General features: G+C 62.7%; 15 protein-coding genes, 1 tRNA gene and 1 pseudogene. 5 read left to right on the top strand and 12 right to left on the bottom strand.

Annotated elements, in window-relative coordinates; translation table 11 throughout:
* Together X773_RS76420 and X773_RS57575 are read left to right on the top strand one after the other, a co-directional pair.
* Window positions 1-582 (top strand): annotated as a pseudogene (locus tag X773_RS76420) (exodeoxyribonuclease VII large subunit); the annotation flags it as partial.
* 7 nt (window positions 583-589) lie between these two features.
* On the top strand, window positions 590-1,717 hold the full coding sequence (locus tag X773_RS57575) for a P1 family peptidase (RefSeq protein WP_023677465.1): 1,128 nt from the start codon (window positions 590-592) through the stop codon (window positions 1,715-1,717).
* Between the two features lie 61 nt (window positions 1,718-1,778).
* Here X773_RS57575 and X773_RS57570 read toward each other — a convergent pair whose 3' ends face one another.
* The 4 genes from X773_RS57570 to X773_RS57555 form a co-directional block, all read right to left on the bottom strand.
* Window positions 1,779-2,033 carry a DUF768 domain-containing protein gene (locus X773_RS57570; protein WP_023677464.1) on the bottom strand — a complete coding sequence of 85 codons (255 nt, stop codon included), beginning with the start codon at window positions 2,031-2,033 and terminating at the stop codon, window positions 1,779-1,781.
* 499 nt (window positions 2,034-2,532) lie between these two features.
* Window positions 2,533-2,877, bottom strand: coding sequence for an Atu4866 domain-containing protein (locus X773_RS57565; RefSeq protein WP_084641182.1), 345 nt, complete (start codon window positions 2,875-2,877; stop codon window positions 2,533-2,535).
* Window positions 2,877-3,605, bottom strand: coding sequence for an SDR family oxidoreductase (locus X773_RS57560; protein WP_023677461.1), 729 nt, complete (start codon window positions 3,603-3,605; stop codon window positions 2,877-2,879). Before X773_RS57560 ends, X773_RS57565 begins: the two co-directional genes overlap by 1 nt.
* A 93-nt stretch (window positions 3,606-3,698) precedes the next feature.
* Window positions 3,699-4,451 (bottom strand): SDR family oxidoreductase, encoded by a 753-nt coding sequence (locus X773_RS57555; protein ID WP_023677460.1) that lies wholly within the window; start codon window positions 4,449-4,451, stop codon window positions 3,699-3,701.
* 116 nt (window positions 4,452-4,567) lie between these two features.
* On the opposite strand from X773_RS57555, the gene X773_RS57550 reads away from it, so the two are divergent.
* Window positions 4,568-5,497, top strand: a complete 930-nt coding sequence (locus X773_RS57550; protein ID WP_023677459.1) for a LysR family transcriptional regulator — start codon at window positions 4,568-4,570, stop codon at window positions 5,495-5,497.
* A 61-nt stretch (window positions 5,498-5,558) separates the two neighbouring features.
* On the opposite strand, the gene X773_RS57545 is transcribed toward X773_RS57550, so the two are convergent.
* Window positions 5,559-5,635, bottom strand: a tRNA-His gene (locus X773_RS57545).
* 345 nt (window positions 5,636-5,980) lie between these two features.
* Window positions 5,981-6,439 carry a phasin gene (locus X773_RS57540; RefSeq protein ID WP_023677458.1) on the bottom strand — a complete coding sequence of 153 codons (459 nt, stop codon included), beginning with the start codon at window positions 6,437-6,439 and terminating at the stop codon, window positions 5,981-5,983.
* Between the two features lie 253 nt (window positions 6,440-6,692).
* Here X773_RS57540 and X773_RS57535 point away from each other — a divergent pair, with 253 nt between their 5' ends.
* Window positions 6,693-10,424, top strand: coding sequence for a PAS domain S-box protein (locus X773_RS57535; protein ID WP_023677457.1), 3,732 nt, complete (start codon window positions 6,693-6,695; stop codon window positions 10,422-10,424).
* 281 nt (window positions 10,425-10,705) lie between these two features.
* Here the strand turns inward: X773_RS57535 and X773_RS57530 are convergent, their stop codons facing one another.
* Window positions 10,706-12,664 carry an acetoacetate--CoA ligase gene (locus X773_RS57530; RefSeq protein WP_023677456.1) on the bottom strand — a complete coding sequence of 653 codons (1,959 nt, stop codon included), beginning with the start codon at window positions 12,662-12,664 and terminating at the stop codon, window positions 10,706-10,708.
* Window positions 12,665-12,946: 282 nt separating this feature from the next.
* Here X773_RS57530 and X773_RS57525 point away from each other — a divergent pair, with 282 nt between their 5' ends.
* Window positions 12,947-14,797 carry an AsmA family protein gene (locus tag X773_RS57525; protein ID WP_023677455.1) on the top strand — a complete coding sequence of 617 codons (1,851 nt, stop codon included), beginning with the start codon at window positions 12,947-12,949 and terminating at the stop codon, window positions 14,795-14,797.
* Window positions 14,798-14,804: 7 nt separating this feature from the next.
* On the opposite strand, the gene X773_RS57520 is transcribed toward X773_RS57525, so the two are convergent.
* The 5 genes from X773_RS57520 to X773_RS57500 all read right to left on the bottom strand — a co-directional run bounded on the left by X773_RS57520 (window position 14,805) and on the right by X773_RS57500 (window position 20,212).
* Window positions 14,805-15,623, bottom strand: coding sequence for an ABC transporter permease subunit (locus X773_RS57520; RefSeq protein WP_023677454.1), 819 nt, complete (start codon window positions 15,621-15,623; stop codon window positions 14,805-14,807).
* Entirely contained in the window at window positions 15,620-16,588 is a 969-nt protein-coding gene (locus X773_RS57515; protein ID WP_031211982.1) for an ABC transporter permease subunit, read from the bottom strand. The genes X773_RS57520 and X773_RS57515 overlap by 4 nt, the downstream gene beginning before the upstream one ends.
* 9 nt (window positions 16,589-16,597) lie before the next feature.
* Window positions 16,598-17,737: an ABC transporter ATP-binding protein gene (locus X773_RS57510; protein ID WP_023677452.1), complete on the bottom strand. Its 1,140-nt coding sequence runs from the start codon at window positions 17,735-17,737 to the stop codon at window positions 16,598-16,600.
* Window positions 17,738-17,808: 71 nt separating this feature from the next.
* Complete coding sequence (locus tag X773_RS57505; RefSeq protein ID WP_023677451.1) at window positions 17,809-18,906, bottom strand: polyamine ABC transporter substrate-binding protein; 1,098 nt, start codon at window positions 18,904-18,906, stop codon at window positions 17,809-17,811.
* 352 nt (window positions 18,907-19,258) lie between these two features.
* Window positions 19,259-20,212 (bottom strand): DMT family transporter, encoded by a 954-nt coding sequence (locus X773_RS57500; RefSeq protein WP_023677450.1) that lies wholly within the window; start codon window positions 20,210-20,212, stop codon window positions 19,259-19,261.
* Window positions 20,213-20,335: the final 123 nt, after the last annotated feature.

Below are 20,335 nucleotides of genomic sequence, written 5' to 3'. Positions count from 1 at the left end.
GGCGACGAGCCGGCTCGGCCGGGCGCTGTCGGTCAGCGTCGAGCGCAAGCGAGCCAGGCTTCTGGGGCAGCGGCTGACGCCGGCGACTTTGTCGCGGCGCATGAACGAAGCCCGCACGCTGACCCGTCGCGACCTCGCCCGTGCGCAAGCGGCGTTCTTCGCCATCGTGCGCGAGCGTCGAGCGCGGTTTTCACGCACGGCGACCAGACTGTCACCGGCGCCGATCGCAAGACGGCAGAAACTGCAAGGCGATGCACTGCTGGCACTGACGCGGCGGCAGGACCAGGCAATTTCGCGGCGGCTGGACCGTCTGCGTGGAAAACTGACGCAGGCAGACCGGCTGCTGGCGACGCTCTCNTCTCGCACAAGGCCGTGCTGGCGCGAGGCTTCGCGCTGGTCAAGGATGCGGACGGCGCGGTGGTCAAGCATGCGGCGGAAGTGGCGTCGGGAATGGCGCTTTCGCTGGAGTTCGCCGACGGCACCGCCGATGCAGTCGCCATCAGTGGCACGGCGCGGCCGAAGACGGTTGCCAAGCCCGCGGCCAAGCTCAAGGCGCCGGGCGGCCAAGGTTCGCTTTTCTGAGGAAAAAATGACCGACCCGCATCTCGCGACGCCCTCGGGCAAACTGCGCGCCCGCGCCTTCGCGATCCCATTCGATGGCACGCCAGGCCGCTTCAATGCCATCACCGATGTGCCCGGCGTGACGGTCGGCTATACCACGCTGATCTCAGGGGATGGGCCGCTCGTCGTCGGCAAGGGTCCGGTACGCACCGGCGTGACCGCGATCCTGCCACGGCCCAGAGACGAGTTGGCCGTCCCGGCGTTTGCCGGGATGTTCAGCGCCAATGGCAATGGCGAACTGACCGGCTCGCATCTGATAGAGGAGCTCGGAGCGTTCAATCTTCCCATCACCATCACCAACACGCATTCCTGCGGCGTCAGCCGCGACGCAACGCTGCGCTGGATGCAGACGGTGCTGCCGCAATCGCTCGACAGCGCCTGGGCGCTGCCGGTGGCGGGCGAGACTTACGACGGCTTCCTGAACGATATCAACGGCCACCATGTGAGCTTCGAGCACGTGTTTTCCGCGCTCGAAACGGCTGAAAGCGGGCCGATCGAAGAGGGCAGCGTCGGCGGCGGCGCAGGCATGATCACCTTCGGCTTCAAGGCAGGGTCCGGCACATCCTCGCGCAGCGTCGACTGGAATGGAGAGCGTTTCACGATCGGCTGCTTCGTCCAGTCGAATTTCGGTGCACGGCGAAACCTCGTGATCCGTGGCATCAGAGCCGGAGCGGAACTCGCCGAACCGGCGACCCGGGACAACACGCCGCGAGCGGAAAAGAGCTCGATCATCGCGATCGTCGCCACCGATGCGCCATTCATGCCGCACCAGTTGAAACGGCTGGCGAAACGCGTGCCGCTCGGCGTCGCGCTGACCGGCGGCTATGGATACAATTCATCCGGCGATATCTTTCTGGCCTTCAGCACGGCCAATGCCGACGCGGCGCGCGGCGCGGCCGGCAAGCTGGTCAGCGCCGGCTATATACCGGATGCCGACATCAACCCGTTCTTCGACGCCGTCGTTCAGAGCGTGGAAGAAGCAATCCTCAATGCTCTGGTCGCCAATGAAGACATGACCGGGCGCGACGGCAATTTCGTGCCGGCGTTGCCGGAAGCATGGCCCGAGGAGAGATTTGGCAAGGCTGCGCGGCGATAAGACCGCGCAACTGCATCAGACAGGCAATGTTCGCCCGGCAGGTTTTGCCGGATGCGATCCGTCAGCCGGCAGGCTTGTTGGAATTCCGCTCGTCCTGATCGGCCTCGGCCGCCTCTTCGAGCCTCGAAGCAATGAGCTCCTGAATGTCGCCGACCTCTTCCTGGATATCCTCCAGGGGTATGCCGGCTTCGGCAGCCTTGGCCGCACATTCCCTGGCGAGGGTCTCGGCCTGCTTCTCGATTCTGGCTGGCGAGGGCTGGCAGTGGACTTTTTCGCCGATCCACCCGCGCAAGAACTCGATCGCGTGTTCACTCATACTGCTGTTTCCCTAGCGGCTATGCCGGTTGGTAATCATAAACGTCGGCATCTTCGAAAAGATGCGTGCTGCCATTCGAGCCGAGTCGGCTTCGCCCGGCAAGCCGAACTTGTCCGAGGTCCACAGAGCTGAAGGGAATGGAGGGTTCAAGGAGCACGTTCTAGTTCTTGAGGACTGATTCTCTCGACGAAACTCGTTCGACCCGCGCTATTGTTTCTATTTGCTTTTTTTCGGTTTTCAAGCCGTTTTAGATCACAATAGATGTCGCAATGACTAGCACATTTACCGCGCTCTCGCCGGCACCATGTAAGAGGCGAGCCGTCAAAGCCGCCGCTATATAGTGACAACCATTTGCAATGTCGCGGTCCTGCTTCTTTCCGCCGCGCTTGCTGGGAGATATGTGGTGTGACGGGCCTTGCAGTGCAAGCTGCCGAGCGTCTCATGCAAGGCGTGCAATAGCGTCTTGTGGAACCCTGAAGTGCTTGTCTAGGGTGGCTCTCTACCGCTGGCGGTAAAGGATCATGCCGGCATGATAGAGGACGCCTTCGACGAACTCACCATCCGCGGTGAAGCCCGTATCGTCCCAGTATTCTATGTGGCTGCCGTGCACTTCATAGCGTCCCCGGTAGGCGCTCTCGCGGTCACCGCGCGCTTCGTCATAACGGCCGTTCGGCAGGAGTTCGTGCCTGATATGGCGATCCTCGGTGACCCACATTCCGACATAGGGATGATCTTGGTGCGTCAGTTGTTCCTCCGCAAGGATTGGAGTTGCAGGAAGGGTCAGGCCGGTTGGAGCTACAGCAACGGCAATACGCGTAAGCACTGCGGCCAAAGTGGATCGCATCAATGCGCCGCCTTCGTCGGACGCACGACGATCTCGTTGACGTCGACATCGTCGGGCTGTTCGATTGCGTAGCGCACTGCCCTGGCGATGGCATCGGGTTGCAGGGCAATAGCACGCCAGGTTTTCATGGCGGCGGCAGCGGCTTCGTCGGAGATCGTGTTCGCCAGCTCGCTTTCCACCACGCCAGGATGAATGCAGGTTACGCGGATATCGTCACTCTCCTGGCGGAGCCCATCGGAAATCGCGCGGACAGCGTATTTCGTTGCGCAATAAACGGCAGCCGTGGGCGAGACGGCCAGTGCGCCGATGGAACCGATATTGATGATATGCCCGGAGCCGCGTGCCGTCATCTCAGGCAGCACCGCCGCGATGCCGTACAGAACACCCTTGATGTTGACGTCCACCATCAGCTCCCACTCGTCGACCTTCATGGCTGCCATGACCGACAGCGGCATGACGCCCGCATTGTTGACGATGACATCGACCTGGCCCCATTCGGTCCGGGCGGCATCGGCGAATGCTGCGACATCCGCCCTCCTGGTGACGTCGAGCGCTCGCACGCGAACCGTTCCACCACCTGCCTCGATTTCGGCCGCAAGCGCTTCAAGGCGGTCGGTGCGGCGTGCGCCGAGCATCAGCTTCGCACCTGCCGCGCCAAGCTCGCGGGCAATGCCAGCGCCGATGCCGCTGGAGGCACCGGTGATCAGAACAACTCTGTTCATCGTCATCGAGATGATCCTTTTGGTTCTATGATTATTTTCACGATGTGAAGGGATTGGGTGCGGGTGAGCTCCCGCGGCGCGCCGGCCCTATTGGGGGGCTCACTGGGCGGTGTAGCCGCCATCGACCAGAAGCAAGGCCCCGGTGATGAAGCTGGATGCCGGCGAGGCAAGAAAGGCGATGGCCTCGGCAACTTCTTGCGGCTGGCCGATCCGGCCGATTGGATGCGCGCCGCCGAAGCTGCGCAGCATCTCCCGGCCATTCTCCACCACGCCTTCCATGATGTCGGTTTCGATCACGCCAGGGGCAACGGCGTTGCAGCGAATGCCCATGCGCCCGTATTCGATCGCGATCACCTTGGTCAGCTGTGCGACAGCCGCCTTGGAGGAGGCATAGGCCGCCTGCGTCTCGAAGGCCGCGACGGCCGAGATCGACGAGACATTGACGATCGCGCCGCTACCGCCGGCGGCCATCAATTCCACTGCGGCACGGGCAGTGACGAAGCTGCCGCGCGCGTTGATCTGCAGGATGCGGTCATAGTCTTCGACCGAGGTCTCAGTCAGTGGTTTGTTGAGCGTGCGACCGGCATTGTTCACGACGATGTCGAGTCGACCGAAGCGCTTCGCGGCGAGTTCGACCGAGCGTCTGGCCAGATCCTCGTCGGCGACATCGCCGACCAGGGTCGCCACATCCTCGGCTTCCAATTCGCGTACGCTGTCGCTGAGATCGCTTGCCACGATCCGGGCGCCCCGCGCCCGCAGCAGTTCCGCCGTGCAGCGGCCGATGCCGCGTGCCGCGCCGGTCACGAGGGCGACTTTTCCATCCAGGTCCCAGGAGGAAGGGAGTGATGTCATGGGATATCTCCTTGTCGGTCGGCTTCGGCTTGGATCGGGAGGATCAAGCCTTCTTGCCGTTGCGACAGAGATAGAGCCATGGCATTGTCGCGATAACCCGCCTGCCGTTAACCTCGATGGTAAGTTTGACTAACCAATGGGACATCGATCTCAATGCAATTGCCGTCTTCGTCGCCGTGGCCGAGGAACGCAATTTTCGCGCTGCGGCAGACCGGTTGGGCGTGACGCGCTCAGCGGTCAGCCAGAGCATCCTCAGGCTTGAACAGCGCCTTGGCATCGCATTGCTGCAGCGCACGACACGCAGCGTCAACCTGACCGAAGCGGGCGAGCGCCTGCTGGCGAGCGTCGCACCGGCGATCGCCGACGTGAACGCGGCAATCGAAGCCACCACTGAGTTGCTGGACCGCCCGCGCGGCCGCCTGCGGATCGCGGTTTCGTCGATCGCCGAGGCCCTTCTGTCAGGACCGTTGCTGGCGTCCTTTGCAGCAAGATTTCCCGAGGTGCATCTGGATATTGTGGTCACCGACGAGGAATTCGACATCGTTGCCGAAGGCTATGATGCGGGAGTGAGGCTCGGCGAACTGATCGAGCAGGACATGATTGCCGTGCCGGTATCGGGCGATCAGCGACAGATGGCCGTCTGCGCCCCGCGCTATCTCGAAAAGTTCGGAGCACCCGCCCATCCGCGTGAGCTTGTGGCTCATCGCTGTATCGGCTGGCGGCCGGCGCCGGGAGTTTCGCCCTATCGCTGGGAGTTCGGCGAGGATGGGCGCGAGTTCGACGTGGCAGTCGCGCCCGAGATCACGACCAACGACATGTGGCTGATGATCCGGCTGGCCGTTGCGGGCGCCGGGATCACGTTCGGCATGGCCGATACATTCCGCCCCTGGCTCGACCGCGGCGAGCTCGTGCCAATCCTCGACGGCTATTTTCCGCCGTTTGCGGGTTTCTATCTTTATTTCCCCAGCAGACGGAATATCGCGCCGAAGCTGAGGGCCCTCGTGGACCACCTGCGCGGCGCGCGTCAGGCGCGGGACCGTGGGTGAGCGCTACGGGATCGTAGTGAACGCTCGGCGCTATTGGTCAGAAACCTGGCTGAAAGCTGAATGGTACCGTTGGCTGGGATCGAACCAGCGACCTCCGGATCCACAATCCGGCGCTCTAACCATCTGAGCTACAACGGCACGCTTGCCCGAGCGAGATCCAGACGGAACGTTCATTCTCCGGGACCCGCTCTGTCGTTCGGCGATGCGTCCATACGGGCTATCGGAGTTTAATTCAAGGCTTTTGGCAAAGCAAAAGATCGCTCCGGCATCGCGTCATTTTTCGCCGGACAAAGAAAAGGCCGGCGGGAGGAGGTGCCGGCCTTTCCTGTTACGAGCCAGCGGGAGGAGGTGCTGGCTGGTCACCCCGGTGAGCAGAGGGAGGAGGTTCCACCCGCCGGGTATTCGTTTGAAACAATTATATCGCACATCTATTTGTCTGACGAAATGCGACCTTTTGATGCATCGTCAAACTGTGCGCAAATATTAGGCGATCTTGATTTCTTTCACGGCCTTTTCGAAGGCGGTCTTGATCGGCTTGGATACGTCCTCGGCCGCCTTGACAGCAACCGCCTGGAAGTCCTTGGCCTGCTCGACGGTCAATTCGACCTGTTTGCGCACGAATGCTGTCTGCAGCTCGACGACTTCCGACAGCGACTTGGCGCCGATCAGGGCTTCGAAATGCGAGAAGCCGGCTTCGGCATTGGCACGCAAGGCGGCGATGGTCTTGAGCGACAGGTCGCTGGAAACGGTCTTGGCGGTCTCATAGGTCGACTCCAGCGCCTTCTGGGTCTCCTCGGCGCCGGTCTTCAGCTTTGCATAGGCCTCTTTCGACTGCTCGACGCCCTTTTCGGCGAAGGCGCGGATCTGGTCGGTGGCCTTGGAAGCGTCGAAGCTCGGGAATTCAACGTTTTCAATCGTTTCAGCAGTCTTGGTCCTGGACATTTTCCATCCTTTTCAGCGGCAGCGGCTTTGACAAAATGCCGTCTCGTTCATCTATCATGGCAATATAAAGGCAAATTTTGTGCATTGCAACATGTTTGTTGCATCGCACCATAAAATATTTGGTTCGCGGCGTTAACCACGCGCCTAGAGATTCCGCTGGTTGCACGCTATGACTTGTGGACCTTCGCGCCGTCGGCTTTTATTAACAAAGCGTTAACCGCAAATTGCCCGCTCTGTGAGGGTCGCCAAGCGCATGCCGGCTGAAAACTACTCCTTCCTCGATGTCGCCGTGCTCGACGCCGTCCGCCTGCGCTTCGCCGCAGGCGACGCGATCGCTATTCTGTCGGCAGATCTCGAGCAGGTGATCTGGGCCAACGGCCCCGGCGCAGCGGTATTCGGCTATCCCGACATCGGCGCGATCATCGGCGCCTCGGCAGGTTTGCCGCTGATCGCCAGGCGCCAGATCATGGCAACCAGCGGTTTTCCGCAGATCGGCCGCGACCGTGCCATCACGGTCCGGCTGGCGACTGGCCTGACCAGCCGCGCGGTCGGCTTCCTGGCCAGCGCAGTGACCATGCCCGATGGCGAGGAAGCAATCATGCTGGCGCTGCCGGCGGCGCAGACCGGCTCGCGCAGCGCCGCCGAGATCGCCGACCGCGCCATCGGTGGCTTTACCGAAGACGGCCACTACATCGCCTTTGTCGATGCCAAGGGCAATATCGACGCCGCATCGGACGGCTTTTCGGCGCTCGGCATCCGGCCTGAGACGCTGGCCGCACTTGTCGCCGACGTGGCGAACGAGAGCGACCGCATCGTCAAGCGCCTGGTTCCGGGTGGGTCCAGCTCCTATCCCGCGGGCCTTGCCCGGCTGACGGAAGAGCGGCACCTGCTGGTGGTGATCGACGAGGACCGGCTTGACGGCGAGGCCCCCGATGGCGAGCGCGCCGGCGGGGAAACCGAGGGGGCAGCGGCACCGAGCGGTGGCGATCTTCCCCAGCCAACGAACCAGGACAACGAGCAGCCAATCACCAGCACCGGCGCGGCGGAGATCGACCTTGCAGCGATGGAAGGAACCTCGGCATCGGCGGAGCACGAACCTGCCGACGCGGCCGGCGATCACCGCACGGCTAGCGAAACGCCGACGCAGCATGACCATTGGTACTTCAATGCCGGCGACGACACGCAGATCTCGCCCGGGGCAGCTGTGTCCGGCGAAGTCGAGACCCCAGCCAGCCCGGATACTTCGCCGGAAAGCGCCGCAAAAGCCACCAAAGCCGCCTCGCCGGCCGAACACCGCGCTTCGGCGATCGATCGCACCGCCGCGCCCATGCGTTTCGTCTGGCGTACCGACGCGGAGGGCCATTTCAGCGCCCTGTCGCCGGAATTTGCCGAGCTCGTCGGCAAGCCTGCCGCCGACGTGATCGGCCGCCGTTTCGAGGATGTTTCGGCCGCCTATGGCCTCGATGCTTCTGGCGAGATTGCCGGCCTGCTCGAACGGCGCGACACCTGGTCCGGCCGCTCCGTGCTGTGGCCGGTCGCCGGCACCGATCTGAAGATACCCGTCGATCTGGCGGCGCTCCCGGTTTACAGCCGCAGCCGGGTTTTCGAAGGTTTTCGCGGTTTCGGCGTGGCCAGGAGCGGCGATGCGGTGGTCGATCCGGATGCCGTCGGCATGGCCCTTGTCGCCGAGGAGAAACCTGCCGCGACCATCGGGCCGAAAGCCGTCGAACCTCTCCCCGAGACACCTAAACCCGCCGATCCGTTCAGGGGCGAAGTGCCGGCATTGACCATCGTGCCAAAACCCGAGCGGCGCTTTGCCGACAAGGTGATCCGGCTGGCCGAGCACCGGCAGCCGGCCAACGACAAGGGCCTGTCGACGCTGGAACGCAGCGCGTTTCGCGAGATTGGCGAGCGTCTCAAGAGGGACAGCACCCCGGCCGAAGAACAGCCCAGCGCCGGAAAGCAGAAGCCGGTTGAGAAAGTCGAGGCAGCCGGCAAGGCCGACGAGCCAAAGCTGAAAGAAGCCGGGCTGGCGGACAAGGGTGAGATGCCGGCGCAAGGTCCGGAAAGCGGGGCGGCTGCCGCCGAACCGCCCGAGGCCGATGCCGAAGACCAGAAGGATCTCGCCCGGCTCGACGGCGAGCAGCCCGATGAGGCGGAAGCAGAGGCGCAAGCCGGCGAACCCGTCACACGCCCTGTTTCCGGATCGCTGCTCGACTATGCCGACCGCGAACCCAGCGACGAAGCGCAGGAAGGCATTGAGCCCAGCACGAACCGTCGAACGATCGTCGCCGAAGCGCCGCGGGATGGCGACGACGACAGCATGACGGCCGAAGATTTCCGTGACGCCGAGGACAGCGAGGATTGGTCCGAGGACAGCGCAGCCGCAGCCGACGTTGCCGGCCAGGTGCCGCCCATCGCGCGGCTGCAGGCACCACCGCTCAAACTCGACGGCTTCGTGCCGTCGGCGTTTGCCGGAGAGGACAACAAGGGGCCGGATACCTCGATCCTCGGCAAGCTGCCAGTGCCGGTGCTTATCCATTCCGGCGACCAGCTGCATTACGCGAACGACGAATTCCTCGGCTTGACCGGCTATGCGACGCTCAATGCCCTGGACGAGGCCGGCGGGCTCGGCGCGCTGTTTGCCGACCCTTATGCCGACGACGGCAGTTCCGACGGCGGCGACCGCGCTCTGCGGCTGAAGACGCGCGACGGTCAGGAATTTCCGATCGACGCGATTTTGCGCTCCGTGCCCTGGGGTAACGGCAAGGCGCTGATGCTGGTCGTACGCCGTTCCGGCGACGACGAAGCAGCAGCCATTCCGCATGGCGCCGCCGAAGACCAAACGCAGCCGGATGTTTCCGAGCTCAAGGCACGCATTGCCGAAATGCGCACCATCATCGACACCGCCACCGACGGCGTCGTGCTGATCGGCCGTAACGGAACGATCCGTTCAATTAGCCGTCCGGCGGAAGCGCTGTTCGGCTTCGACAGCGACGAGGTGACCGGCAAACCGTTCGTCTCGCTGTTTGCGATCGAAAGCCAGCGCGCGGCGCGTGACTATCTCGAGGGGTTGTCGGAGCCCGGCGTTGCAAGCGTGATGAACGATGGCCGCGAGGTGATCGGGCGCGAGGCGCAGGGGCGTTTCATTCCGCTGTTCATGACCATCGGCAGGCTGCCCAACGACAGCGGCTTCTGTGCGGTGGTGCGCGATATCACCCAGTGGAAGCGGGCCGAAGAGGACTTGACCCAGGCGCGCGCGGTCGCCGAACGCGCCTCGTCGCAGAAGACCGATTTTCTGGCCCGCATCAGCCACGAGATCCGCACGCCGCTCAACGCCATAATCGGCTTTTCCGAGCTGATGGTCGACGAGAAATTCGGGCCGGTGGCCAATGACCGCTATCGCGACTATCTGCGCGACATCAACCGTTCGGGCAACCACGTGCTCGATCTGGTCAACGACCTGCTCGACATTTCGAAAATCGAGGCCGGCCAGCAGGAGATGGCCTATGAGGCGGTGTCGCTTAACGACACGCTGGCCGAAACCGTGGCGATGATGCAGCCGCAAGCCAACCGGGAACGCGTCATCATCCGCTCCAGCTTCGCCTCGCGGCTGCCGGAAGTGGTGGCCGATCTGCGCAGCGTGCGGCAGATCGCGCTCAACATCCTGTCGAACGCCGTCCGCTACACGCAGGCTGGCGGCCAGGTGATCGTGTCGACGGCTTACGAGCTCTCCGGCGATGTCGTCATGCGCGTGCGCGATACCGGCATCGGCATGAGCCAGTCCGAGATCGAGCAGGCGCTGAAGCCGTTCAAGCAGATCAATGCGCTGAAGCGCGGCCGTGGCGACGGCACGGGTCTTGGGCTGCCGCTGACCAAGGCGATGGTCGAAGCGAACCGGGCCCGGTTCACCATCAACTCGACGCCCGGCGAGGGAACCCTGGTCGAAGTCGCCTTTCCCTCGACCCGCGTGCTCGCCGGTTAGCTATGGTTGCGCAAAGAAAAAAGGCGTCCAACAGGACGCCTTGAGAAATTGGAATTGCTGTCACAACGGGGCTTGAGCGAATCAGATCCTCTCGGGGCTAAGAGGAACGGGATTTCTCCCTCAAGTTACGCACGACTATTGATGCCGGGCCTTAACAAATCCTTACCGGCACGCCGGAAAATTTACCAATGTGTACCACTCATGAAATCTAGGTAAATTCCGAAGAGATAATTTGTTAACTATACCTGACCTCAAAACGGCTCCCACCTTGGATCCCAGGGTCAGTCGGCAAGCTGCGGCAGGTTGCGGAACAGCTCGAGCGCTTCGGGATTGGCGAGCGCTTCCTTGTTCTTGATGGCGCGGCCGTGCACCATGTCGCGTACCGCGAGCTCGGTGATCTTGCCCGATTTGGTTCGCGGAATATCGCTGACGGCGACGATCTTGGCCGGCACGTGGCGCGGGCTCGCCCCGGTGCGGATTTTCGCGCGGATGCGCTTTTCCAGCTCGGCATCGAGCTCAACGCCGGCCGCCAGCCGCACGAACAGCACGACACGCACGTCATTGTCGAAATCCTGGCCGATGCACAGCGCTTCGAGGATTTCCGGCATCTGCTCGACCTGATTGTAGATCTCCGCCGTGCCGATCCTGACACCGCCCGGATTGAGCGTGGCGTCGGAACGGCCATGGATGATCAGGCCACCATGGACGGTCCATTCGGCGAAATCGCCGTGGCACCAGACATCGTCGAAACGTTCGAAATAGGCGGCCTTGTATTTCCTGCCGTCAGGGTCGTTCCAGAAGCCGATCGGCATCGCCGGAAACGTCTTGGTGCAGACGAGCTCGCCCTTCTCCTGGCGGAGCGGGCGGCCGTCATCGTCCCAGACATCGACGGCAAGGCCGAGCCCGGGCCCTTGGATCTCGCCGGTCCATACCGGTTCGATCGGCACGCCGAGCACGAAGCAGGAGACGATATCGGTGCCGCCGGAAATCGAAGCCAGATGCACGTCCTTCTTGATGCCTTCATAGACGAAGCGGAAATCTTCCGGCGATAGCGGCGAGCCGGTCGATGAGATGGTGCGCACGCTGGAAAGATCATGCGTGCGGATCGGCTTCAGGCCGGCCTTGCGCACGGAATCGATGAATTTGGCCGAGGTGCCGAAATAGGTCATCTTTTCGGCATCGGCGAAGTCGAACAGCGCATTGCCGTCCGGGTAGAACGGCGAGCCGTCGTAGAGCAGCAAGGTGGTGCCCGATGCCAAGCCCGACACCAGCCAGTTCCACATCATCCAGCCGCAGGTGGTGAAGTAGAAGAAGCGGTCGCCGTCGAGCAGGCCGGCATGCAGCCGTTCTTCCTTGACGTGCTGGATCAGCGTTCCGCCGGCCGAATGGACAATGCATTTGGGAATGCCGGTCGTGCCCGATGAAAACAGGATGTACAGCGGATGCGAAAACGGCAGCCTTTCGTAGGCGACAGGCCTTGCGGCAAAGGGTGACAGCGCCTCTTCCAGCGCAGCCGCCTTGCCGATGGTCGCGGCGACGTCGAGCGAGGTGCCGAGATAGTCGACAATGAGGACTTTGCGGACGGTGGCGAGCTTGCCCGCCACGGCCGCGATCTTGTCGGCGACTTCGATCGCCTTGCCATTGTACCAGTAGCCGTCCGGCGCGATGAACACGACAGGCTCGATCTGGCCGAACCGGTCGAGAACCCCCTGCTCGCCGAAATCTGGGGAGCAGGACGACCAGACCGCGCCGATCGAGGCGGCCGCCAGCATCGCAGCAACGGTCTCCGGCATGTTGGGCATCATCGCGGCGATGCGGTCGCCCTTCTTCACCTTGAGCGACAGGAAAAGCCGCTGCAGCCGCGAGGTCAGCGCATGCAGCTCGTTCCAGGACAGCCGCCGCTCGACCTTGTCCTCGCCGCGAAAGACGATTGCGTCGCCAAGCCCGGTTTTCTTGAGGAGATTCTCGGCGAAATTCAGCTTTGCCTCAGGAAAGAAGGTCGCGCCGGGCATCTTGTTGCCATCGACCAGCACGCGTTCGCCCTTGTCGCCGACGATGCCACAAAAGTCCCAGACCAGGCTCCAGAAGGTCTCGCGATCATCGATCGACCAGCGATGCAGGTCGGCATAGGAGGAGAAAACCTTGCCGGCCATGTTCGCCGCGGCGTTCATGAAGGCGGTCATCGGCGCTGCGTCGATCTGCTCTTGCGTCGGGATCCAGAGCGGTGCGTCGTCAGCCATCATTGTTCCTCCTTAAAGCACGTCACGTTTGAAGAGATTCACGCGACGCGCTTTAAACTTTTGTCTTTATGCATGTCGTTTATCCCAAAACCGCTGCGCACTTTGGGCGACATGCATTGGCATCGCTTATGCATATCGCGATGCAGCAGAGCAAGATTTTGTTGGACCGCGCCGGTCAGGGTGTGCGCAAATGCCATCGCCGGGCCATAAAGACTTGAAATGCGTCAGCCGTCGGTTACACCCGTCGGGCGATTTTGTCGGAATGGAAGCATACGGGGCGATATGCCATCACCTTTGATCCGACGCGGAATATGGGCGATCGGCGCAGCCGTCATCGTCATCGCGCTGGTTGTCGCAGCCTTGCCGTTGATCGCCTCGACCCGCATCGTACGCGACCGTATCGCGTGGGAAATGAGCGCGTGGAGCGGTTTCCGGGTCACCATCGACGGCGCGCCGCGTATCGAGGTCTGGCCGAATTTCCGGGCGATCCTGAGCGACGTGACGCTGTCGCAATGGACAGAGACGGATGCGCCGCCCGTGGTCTGGGCCGAACGGGTCGAGGTCGACCTCTCAGCGATGGCGGCGCTGCGTGGCGATGTGATGTTTTCGACGGCGCGGCTGGTACGACCGACGATCCGGGTTCAGCGTACCGCGAGCGGGTTTTTCCTGCCTGCGATTCCCAGCGGCGGGCGCATTACGCGTTCGATCGATGCTGCCCGCGCGGTGATCAACACAAATCCCGCCAAGCCGGATCTCGGCAAGCTGCCGACAGATCCGTTCGGCACAGTCGAGTTCAGGGACGGCCGCGTAGTGGCTGCCATCGGCGGCAAGGACCAGGAGATATTGAGCAGCCTGAGCGGCCAGGCGAACTGGGCCGCGATGAACAGCAATGCGACGCTGTCGGCGACCGGGATATGGCGCGGCGAAAGTGTTGCCATCGACGCCGCATCGCCGAACCCGCTCGTGCTGTTTGGTGGCGGCACAGCACCGGCTACATTTTCCTTCAAGGCGGCACCGGCCAGTTTTTCGTTCGACGGCCGCGCCAGCATGTCGGAGAACGGCTATTTCGACGGCCAGGCAAAATTCGCCGCACCTTCGCTCCGACGCGTGCTCGAATGGTCGCAGGCCGGCATCGCGCCCGGTGCCGCAATCGGCTCGATCTCGGTTTCAAGCAAGATCACGGCGACGGCCGGGCGCGTCAAATTTGAAAACACGGCCCTGACCCTCGACAACAACCCGGGAATGGGTGCGCTGGACTTCACCTATGGTGAGGCACTGCCGGTGATCTCCGGCACACTTGCCTTCGATACGCTCGACCTCAGATCATTTCTCTCCGCCTTTACGCCGGTACCATCCGCCGGCGGCACCGGCCCGGGCGAAATCGACACAAGCTTCGCCGACCGGATCAATCTCGATCTCAGGCTGTCGGCGGCGCATGCCACCGCCGGCGCCATCCAGCTTGCCGACGTCGCTGCCACTGCCCAGGTCAAGAACGGCCTTGCCGCCTTCGACATCTCGGATGCATCCGCCTTTGGCGGCAACGTCCAGAGCAGCGTCCGTTTCGACCGCAAGCCCGCCGGCACGGAAGTCGAGATCCGGCTGCTTGCTTCCGATATCGACGGCGGCGCTTTCGGCACCGCGGCCGGGATGACGCGGCTGGTGCCGATCGGCACTGGAACCGTTTCGGTCATCCTCAAGGGGCCTGGCAGAACCTGGGACTCGATTTTCGAAAACGCCAATGGCTCGCTGTCCGCGACGTTCGGCGCGGGTGCGCTGAGCCGGCTTAACCTGCCGGCGTTCCTCAAGCACACCGAACAGGGCGGATTCTTCGCGCTGGACGACGTCTCGGACGGAACGCTGCCGATCGACGGGGCCGAGCTCAAGGCGAGCATTTCGAACGGCGTGGCGCGTATCGACAAGGCCGAGGTGAATTCCGCGCAATACAAGATCTGGCTTTCCGGCATCGCATCCTATGCCGGACGCGGGCTGGCGCTGTCCGGCGGCATCGTCCAGCCGAGCCAGGCTGCCACGCAGACGAATGGCCAGCCGCCCAAGCAGTCGTCGTTCTTCGTCGGCGGCACGTGGAGCACGCCGTTCATCTCGCCGATAAGCCGCGGCGTTTCGGGAGAGTAGCGAGCCTTCAACCTCGCTGCGCGGCCTGCTCGTCGCGCTGGCGCTGCACCTCGCGGCGTTTGTTTGCGAGCGAAGCGATGATCACGCCAACTGCGACGACCGCGATCAGGATGGTGCACGCTGCGTTGATTTCCGGCGTCACGCCAAGGCGGACCTGGCTGTAGATCTTCATCGGCAGCGTCGTGGCGCCGGGTCCCGAGGTGAAGCTGGCAATAACCAAATCATCGAGCGACAGCGTGAAGGCCAGCATCCAGCCGGAGACGATAGCCGGCATGATAACCGGCAGCGTGATCTGGAAGAAGGTCTTCACCGGTGGCGCACCGAGGTCCATCGCGGCCTCTTCCAGCGAACGATCGAACGTGATCAGGCGCGACTGAACCACCACCGCAACGAAGCACATGGTTAGCGTGGTGTGGGCAAGCGTCACCGTCAGAAAGCCGCGGTCGAGGCCGACGGCGACGAAGAGCAGCAGCAGCGACAGGCCGGTGATGACTTCCGGCATGACCAGCGGCGCAAACACCATGCCGGAAAACAGAAGCCGGCCGCGAAAGCGCGTGTAGCGTGTCAAGGTGAGCGCCGCCAGCGTGCCAAGCACGGTCGCCACGCTTGCCGAGATGACGCCGACGCGGGCCGTCACCCAGGTGGCGTCCATCAGACCCCGGTTGTGGAACAGCGACACGTACCATTTCGTCGAGAAGCCACCCCAGACGGTGACCAGCTTCGATTCGTTGAAAGAGAACACAACGAGCAGGACGATCGGCAGGTAAAGAAAGGCAAAGCCGAGCACGATCGAAATGATGTTGAAGCGGCTCCAGGTCGCGTTCATTGGTCCTGCTCCTGGGCGCGCGCCTGGGCTCGCTGGAAGAGCATGATCGGCACGATCAGCAGCAGCAGCAAGATGACGGCAACGGCGGACGACACCGGCCAGTCGCGGTTGGCGAAGAACTCGTTCCACAGCGTCCTGCCGATCATCAGCGTCTGCGAGCCGCCGAGCAGGTCGGGAATGACGAACTCGCCTACGGCTGGAATGAACACCAGCAGGCAGCCGGCGATGACGCCGGGCAGCGACAGCGGAAAGGTGATCTTCCAGAAGGCGCTGGTCGGCGGACAGCCGAGATCCTTGGCGGCCTCGATCAGCGTATGGTCCATTTTCTCCAAGGACGAATAGAGCGGCAGCACCATGAACGGCAGATAGGAGTAAACGATGCCGATGAAGATCGCCGTATAGGTGTTGAGGATGATCAGCGGCTGGCTGATGATGCCGGTGGCGAGCAGCAGCTGGTTGAGCAGGCCCTCGGGCTTGAGGATGCCGATCCAGGCGTAGACACGGATCAGGAACGAGGTCCAGAACGGCAGGATCACCAGCATCAGCAAGGTCGGGCGAATCGTCGCCGGGGCGCGCGCCATGCCATAGGCTATGGGATAGCCGACCAGCAATGTCAGGACCGTCGAGATGGCGGCGACGATGACGCTCGTCACATAGGCATTGAAGTAAAGCGCATCCTGCGTCAGCCAGGTATAGTTGTCGAAATTCAGCGCGCCGAATTCCGAGATAAACCCGGAAATGCCGCTGCGGAAATCGAGCACCGGCGTGTAGGGCGGCATGGCGATCGCAGTCTGCGACAGCGAAATCTTGAAGACGATGATGAAAGGCACGAGAAAGAAGAACAGCAGCCAGAGGTAGGGGACGATGATGACGAGCCGGCTAACGAAGGCCGCTCCCAGCCTGACCAAGCCGGATTTGCCGGCAGCGCTTGCCGGAGAGCTTGTTGCGGCGGTGACAGCGGACATGATCAGTCCCTACCGTGTCAGGACGACGCCGGCGTCGGGGCGGAAAGAAACCCAGGCGCGGTCGTTCCAGGTCAATGGGTCCTCGGTGAGGCGTGCCGCGTTCATGGTGCTCGCCCGCACCACCTGACCGTCGTCCAGCCTGACGTGATAGACGGTCATGTCGCCGAGATAGGCTATGTCGTAGACCTCGCCCTCGATGGCGTTGACGGCACCGGCCGGTTTCGTGGAGGACACCTTGATCTTCTCCGGCCTGATGGCGAAGGTGACGGATGTTCCGGCGGCGGCACTGCCGGCATTTTCGGTCCGGATGGTGATGCCGTTGCCGGCATCGATGCTCGCGCTGCCGGCCTCGCCAGCCGCGATCTTGCCGTCGAACATATTCACATTGCCGACGAAGCCGGCGACGAAGCGGGAACCCGGCGCCTCGTAGACCTCCGCCGGCGTCGCCACCTGCATCACCTCGCCCTTGTCGATGATGGCGATGCGGTCGGCCATCGTCATCGCCTCTTCCTGATCATGGGTGACGACGACGAAGGTGAGGCCGAGGTTCTGCTGCAGGTCCATCAGCTCGAACTGGGTTTCCTCGCGCAGCTTCTTGTCCAGCGCACCAAGCGGCTCGTCGAGCAGCAGGACTTTCGGCCGCTTGGCCACCGAGCGCGCGAGCGCGACGCGCTGGCGCTGGCCACCCGACAATTGGTGCGGTTTGCGCTTGGCGAACTGCTCGAGCTTGACCAGCTTCAGCATCTCGGCGACGCGCTTGTCGATGTCGGCCTTGGCCATGCCTTCCTGCTTGAGGCCGAAGGCGATGTTGTTCTCGACCGTCATGTGCGGAAACAAGGCGTAGGACTGGAACATCATGTTGACCGGCCGCCGGTAGGGCGGAATGCCGCGCAGGTCCTGGCCATCGAGCAGGATGCGGCCGGCGGTCGGCTCCTCGAAGCCGGCGAGCATCCTGAGCAGCGTCGATTTCCCGCAGCCTGAGGCCCCGAGCAAGGCAAAGAATTCGCGCTCGAAAATGGTCAGCGACAGGTTGTTGACCGCTGTGAACTCACCGAATTTCTTGGTGACGTTGTCGAACTGGATGTATGGCTTGGCGTTCGGATCGTTCCATGGCGCAAAATCCCTGCGGATGCTGCCAAGCGATTTCATGTCCCACTCCGTCCTGCTGCTTGCCCCATGAGAAAGCGGCCCGGCAACGGCTGCCGGGCCTGGTCAGATTGCTATTGGCCGGTGACGATCTTGGTCCAGGTGCGAGTGATGATGCGCTGGGTCTTGGGATCGTAAGGCGATACGGTGTAGAGCTTCTGCAAGGTGGCTGCATCCGGATAGATCGCCGGATCTTCCAGGATCGCCTTGTCGATGAACTGCTGCGAAGCCTTGTTGCCGTTGGCATAGAGCACATAGTTCGACGATTTGGCGATCACTTCGGGCTTCATCATGTAGTTCAGGAACTCATGGGCTTCGGCGACATGCGGCGCATCGGCCGGGATCGCCATCTGGTCGAACCACATCTGGGCACCTTCCTTCGGCACGGAGTAGCCGATCTCGACGCCCTGCTTGGCTTCGTCGGCGCGGTTGCGGGCCTGGAAGACGTCACCCGACCAGCCGACCGCCAGGCAGATGTCGCCATTGGCAAGGGCGTTGATGTATTCGGAAGAGTGGAACTTGCGGATATAGGGCCGGACCTTCAGCAAGGTTTCTTCGGCCTTGGCAATCTCATCGGGCGACGTGCTGTTTGGATCGAGGCCCAGATATTTCAGTGCCGCCGGTATGATGTCGGCCGGCGAATCCAGCACATAGACGCCGCAGTCCTTCAATTTGGCCAGGCTTTCGGGATTGAAGAACACGTCCCAGCTGTCGATCTTGTCGGTGCCGAGCGCTGCCTGCACCTTCTTGATGTTGTAGCCGATGCCAACCGTACCCCACATGTAGTTGATCGAATATTCGTTGCCGCGATCATATTTGGCGGTCCGTTCCATGACCGTGTCCCACATATTTGAAATGTTCGGCAGTTTCGACTTGTCGAGCTTCTGGAACACACCCGCCTGGATCTGGCGTGCAAGGAAATTGCCACTGGGCACGACGACATCGTAGCCGCTGCCGCCGGCGAGCAGTTTCGTTTCCAGGATCTCGTTGGAATCGAAAGTGTCGTAGACGACCTTGATGCCGGTTTCCTTGGTGAAGTCGTCGATGATCGAACTGTCGATATAGTCCGACCAGTTGAAGACGTTGACGACGCGATCCTCGGCATGCGCGCCCAAGGTGAAAACTGCCAGAAACGCCGAAGTCGCCGAAAGCCAGAGCGCTTTGCGGGTCATGCTATTCTCCTTTGATGAGTGTTCCGTCGCCAGCTCGTCGCGGCGTCCGCGCGGCTGGGCATTTGCTTCAAGGTATTGGGCTTGCAGGCAGGCGACAAGCGCGAATTGCCGGCGCCATTATCGTTCGGCGGCGAGCCGACAGCGAAGACCTGGCGTGGCGTTGGTGGTGTTCCGACGCCGTCGGAAGCTTTCGCTACGGCGCGGGCAGGGAGACGACGATATTGTCCGGCCTCGATGCGGCCGGCATGGAGACTTGGCAAGATACGCCTGTCTTGTTGTTGCCGTGATCGCAGCCTGCCCGCGCGGCTGCAACGTTGTCAATGGTTCATCTCGCTTTGACGCGCGCACTGCATCAATTAGGTGACGGCACACCGGTGACGCCCGCTCGCGCGGGCCGCGTCTGACGCTTGAACTCGAGCCCGATATGGACGAGCAGCGCGGTGACCACGACCGCACCGCCGACGATGGTGCGCGCCGACGGCACCTCGGAATGGATGAGCCAGACCCAGATCGGGCCAAGGATCGGTTCGAACGTGCCGAGCAGCGCCGCGACGGCGGCCGGAACAAGCCGGGCTCCGGTGGCGAAGAAGGCGAGACCGAGTCCCAGATTGATCACGCCAAAGGCAAAGAGGAAGCCCATATCGTGACTGGAGACGCCCAGCGCCGACGCCTGCGATGCCGCAAAGGCGGCCGCCAGCATCGTGCCGAGGCAGGTCGCTGGCGTCATGCGCACATGGGCAAAGCGGCGCGTGATGACGGTGGCGATCGAGAACATGACAGCGATGAGCAGCGCCAGCCCGTCGCCGATCGGCGACACCGCGCCATCGAGCGATTCCGACACCATGATGGCGACGCCGACAATGACGGCGGCGATCGCCACCCAGGTCGCCACCGCCACCCGTTCGCGAAACAGCGCCCAGGCAAACAGCGCCGCCAGAAGCGGCACGCCGGCCTGCATCAACAGGATGTTGGCGACCGTGGTATAGGCAAGCGCCACGACGAAAGAGGTCGACGCCGTGGCGAAGCAGAACGCCACCGCAAGGCCGGCCAGGCCCATGCCGCGAAACAGCTTCAGCGTGCCACGCCAGCCGTCGCGCCAGACCATGAAGCAGAGCAGGAAGGCGGCGGCCCAGACCGAGCGCCAGAACACCACCGTCCAGCTGTCGGCGTTGTCGATGAAGCGCGCAATGCTGCCGCCGAAGCTCCACATCAACGCCGACAGGAATACCAGCAGGAAGCCGACGCGTTCCCCTTGCGGCGACACGATCGGCGAAGCGGCAACCGGAGATGATGCGGTATCGGTCATGGGTACGACTGTCGGCGAATTCGGAGCAGCACGATGTGCAATGGACGACAGAGACGTGCCTAATTCGCGTAACGCAAAGCAGAAGGCCGGGCGTGATCCAGTTCGATGTTCCGTTTGGCGCAC

It is taken from the genome of Mesorhizobium sp. LSJC280B00 (assembly GCF_000502835.1).
Taxonomy (GTDB): domain Bacteria; phylum Pseudomonadota; class Alphaproteobacteria; order Rhizobiales; family Rhizobiaceae; genus Mesorhizobium.
Note: the sequence above shows the minus strand (reverse complement) of the source record. Positions and strands in the feature narration are given on the sequence as shown.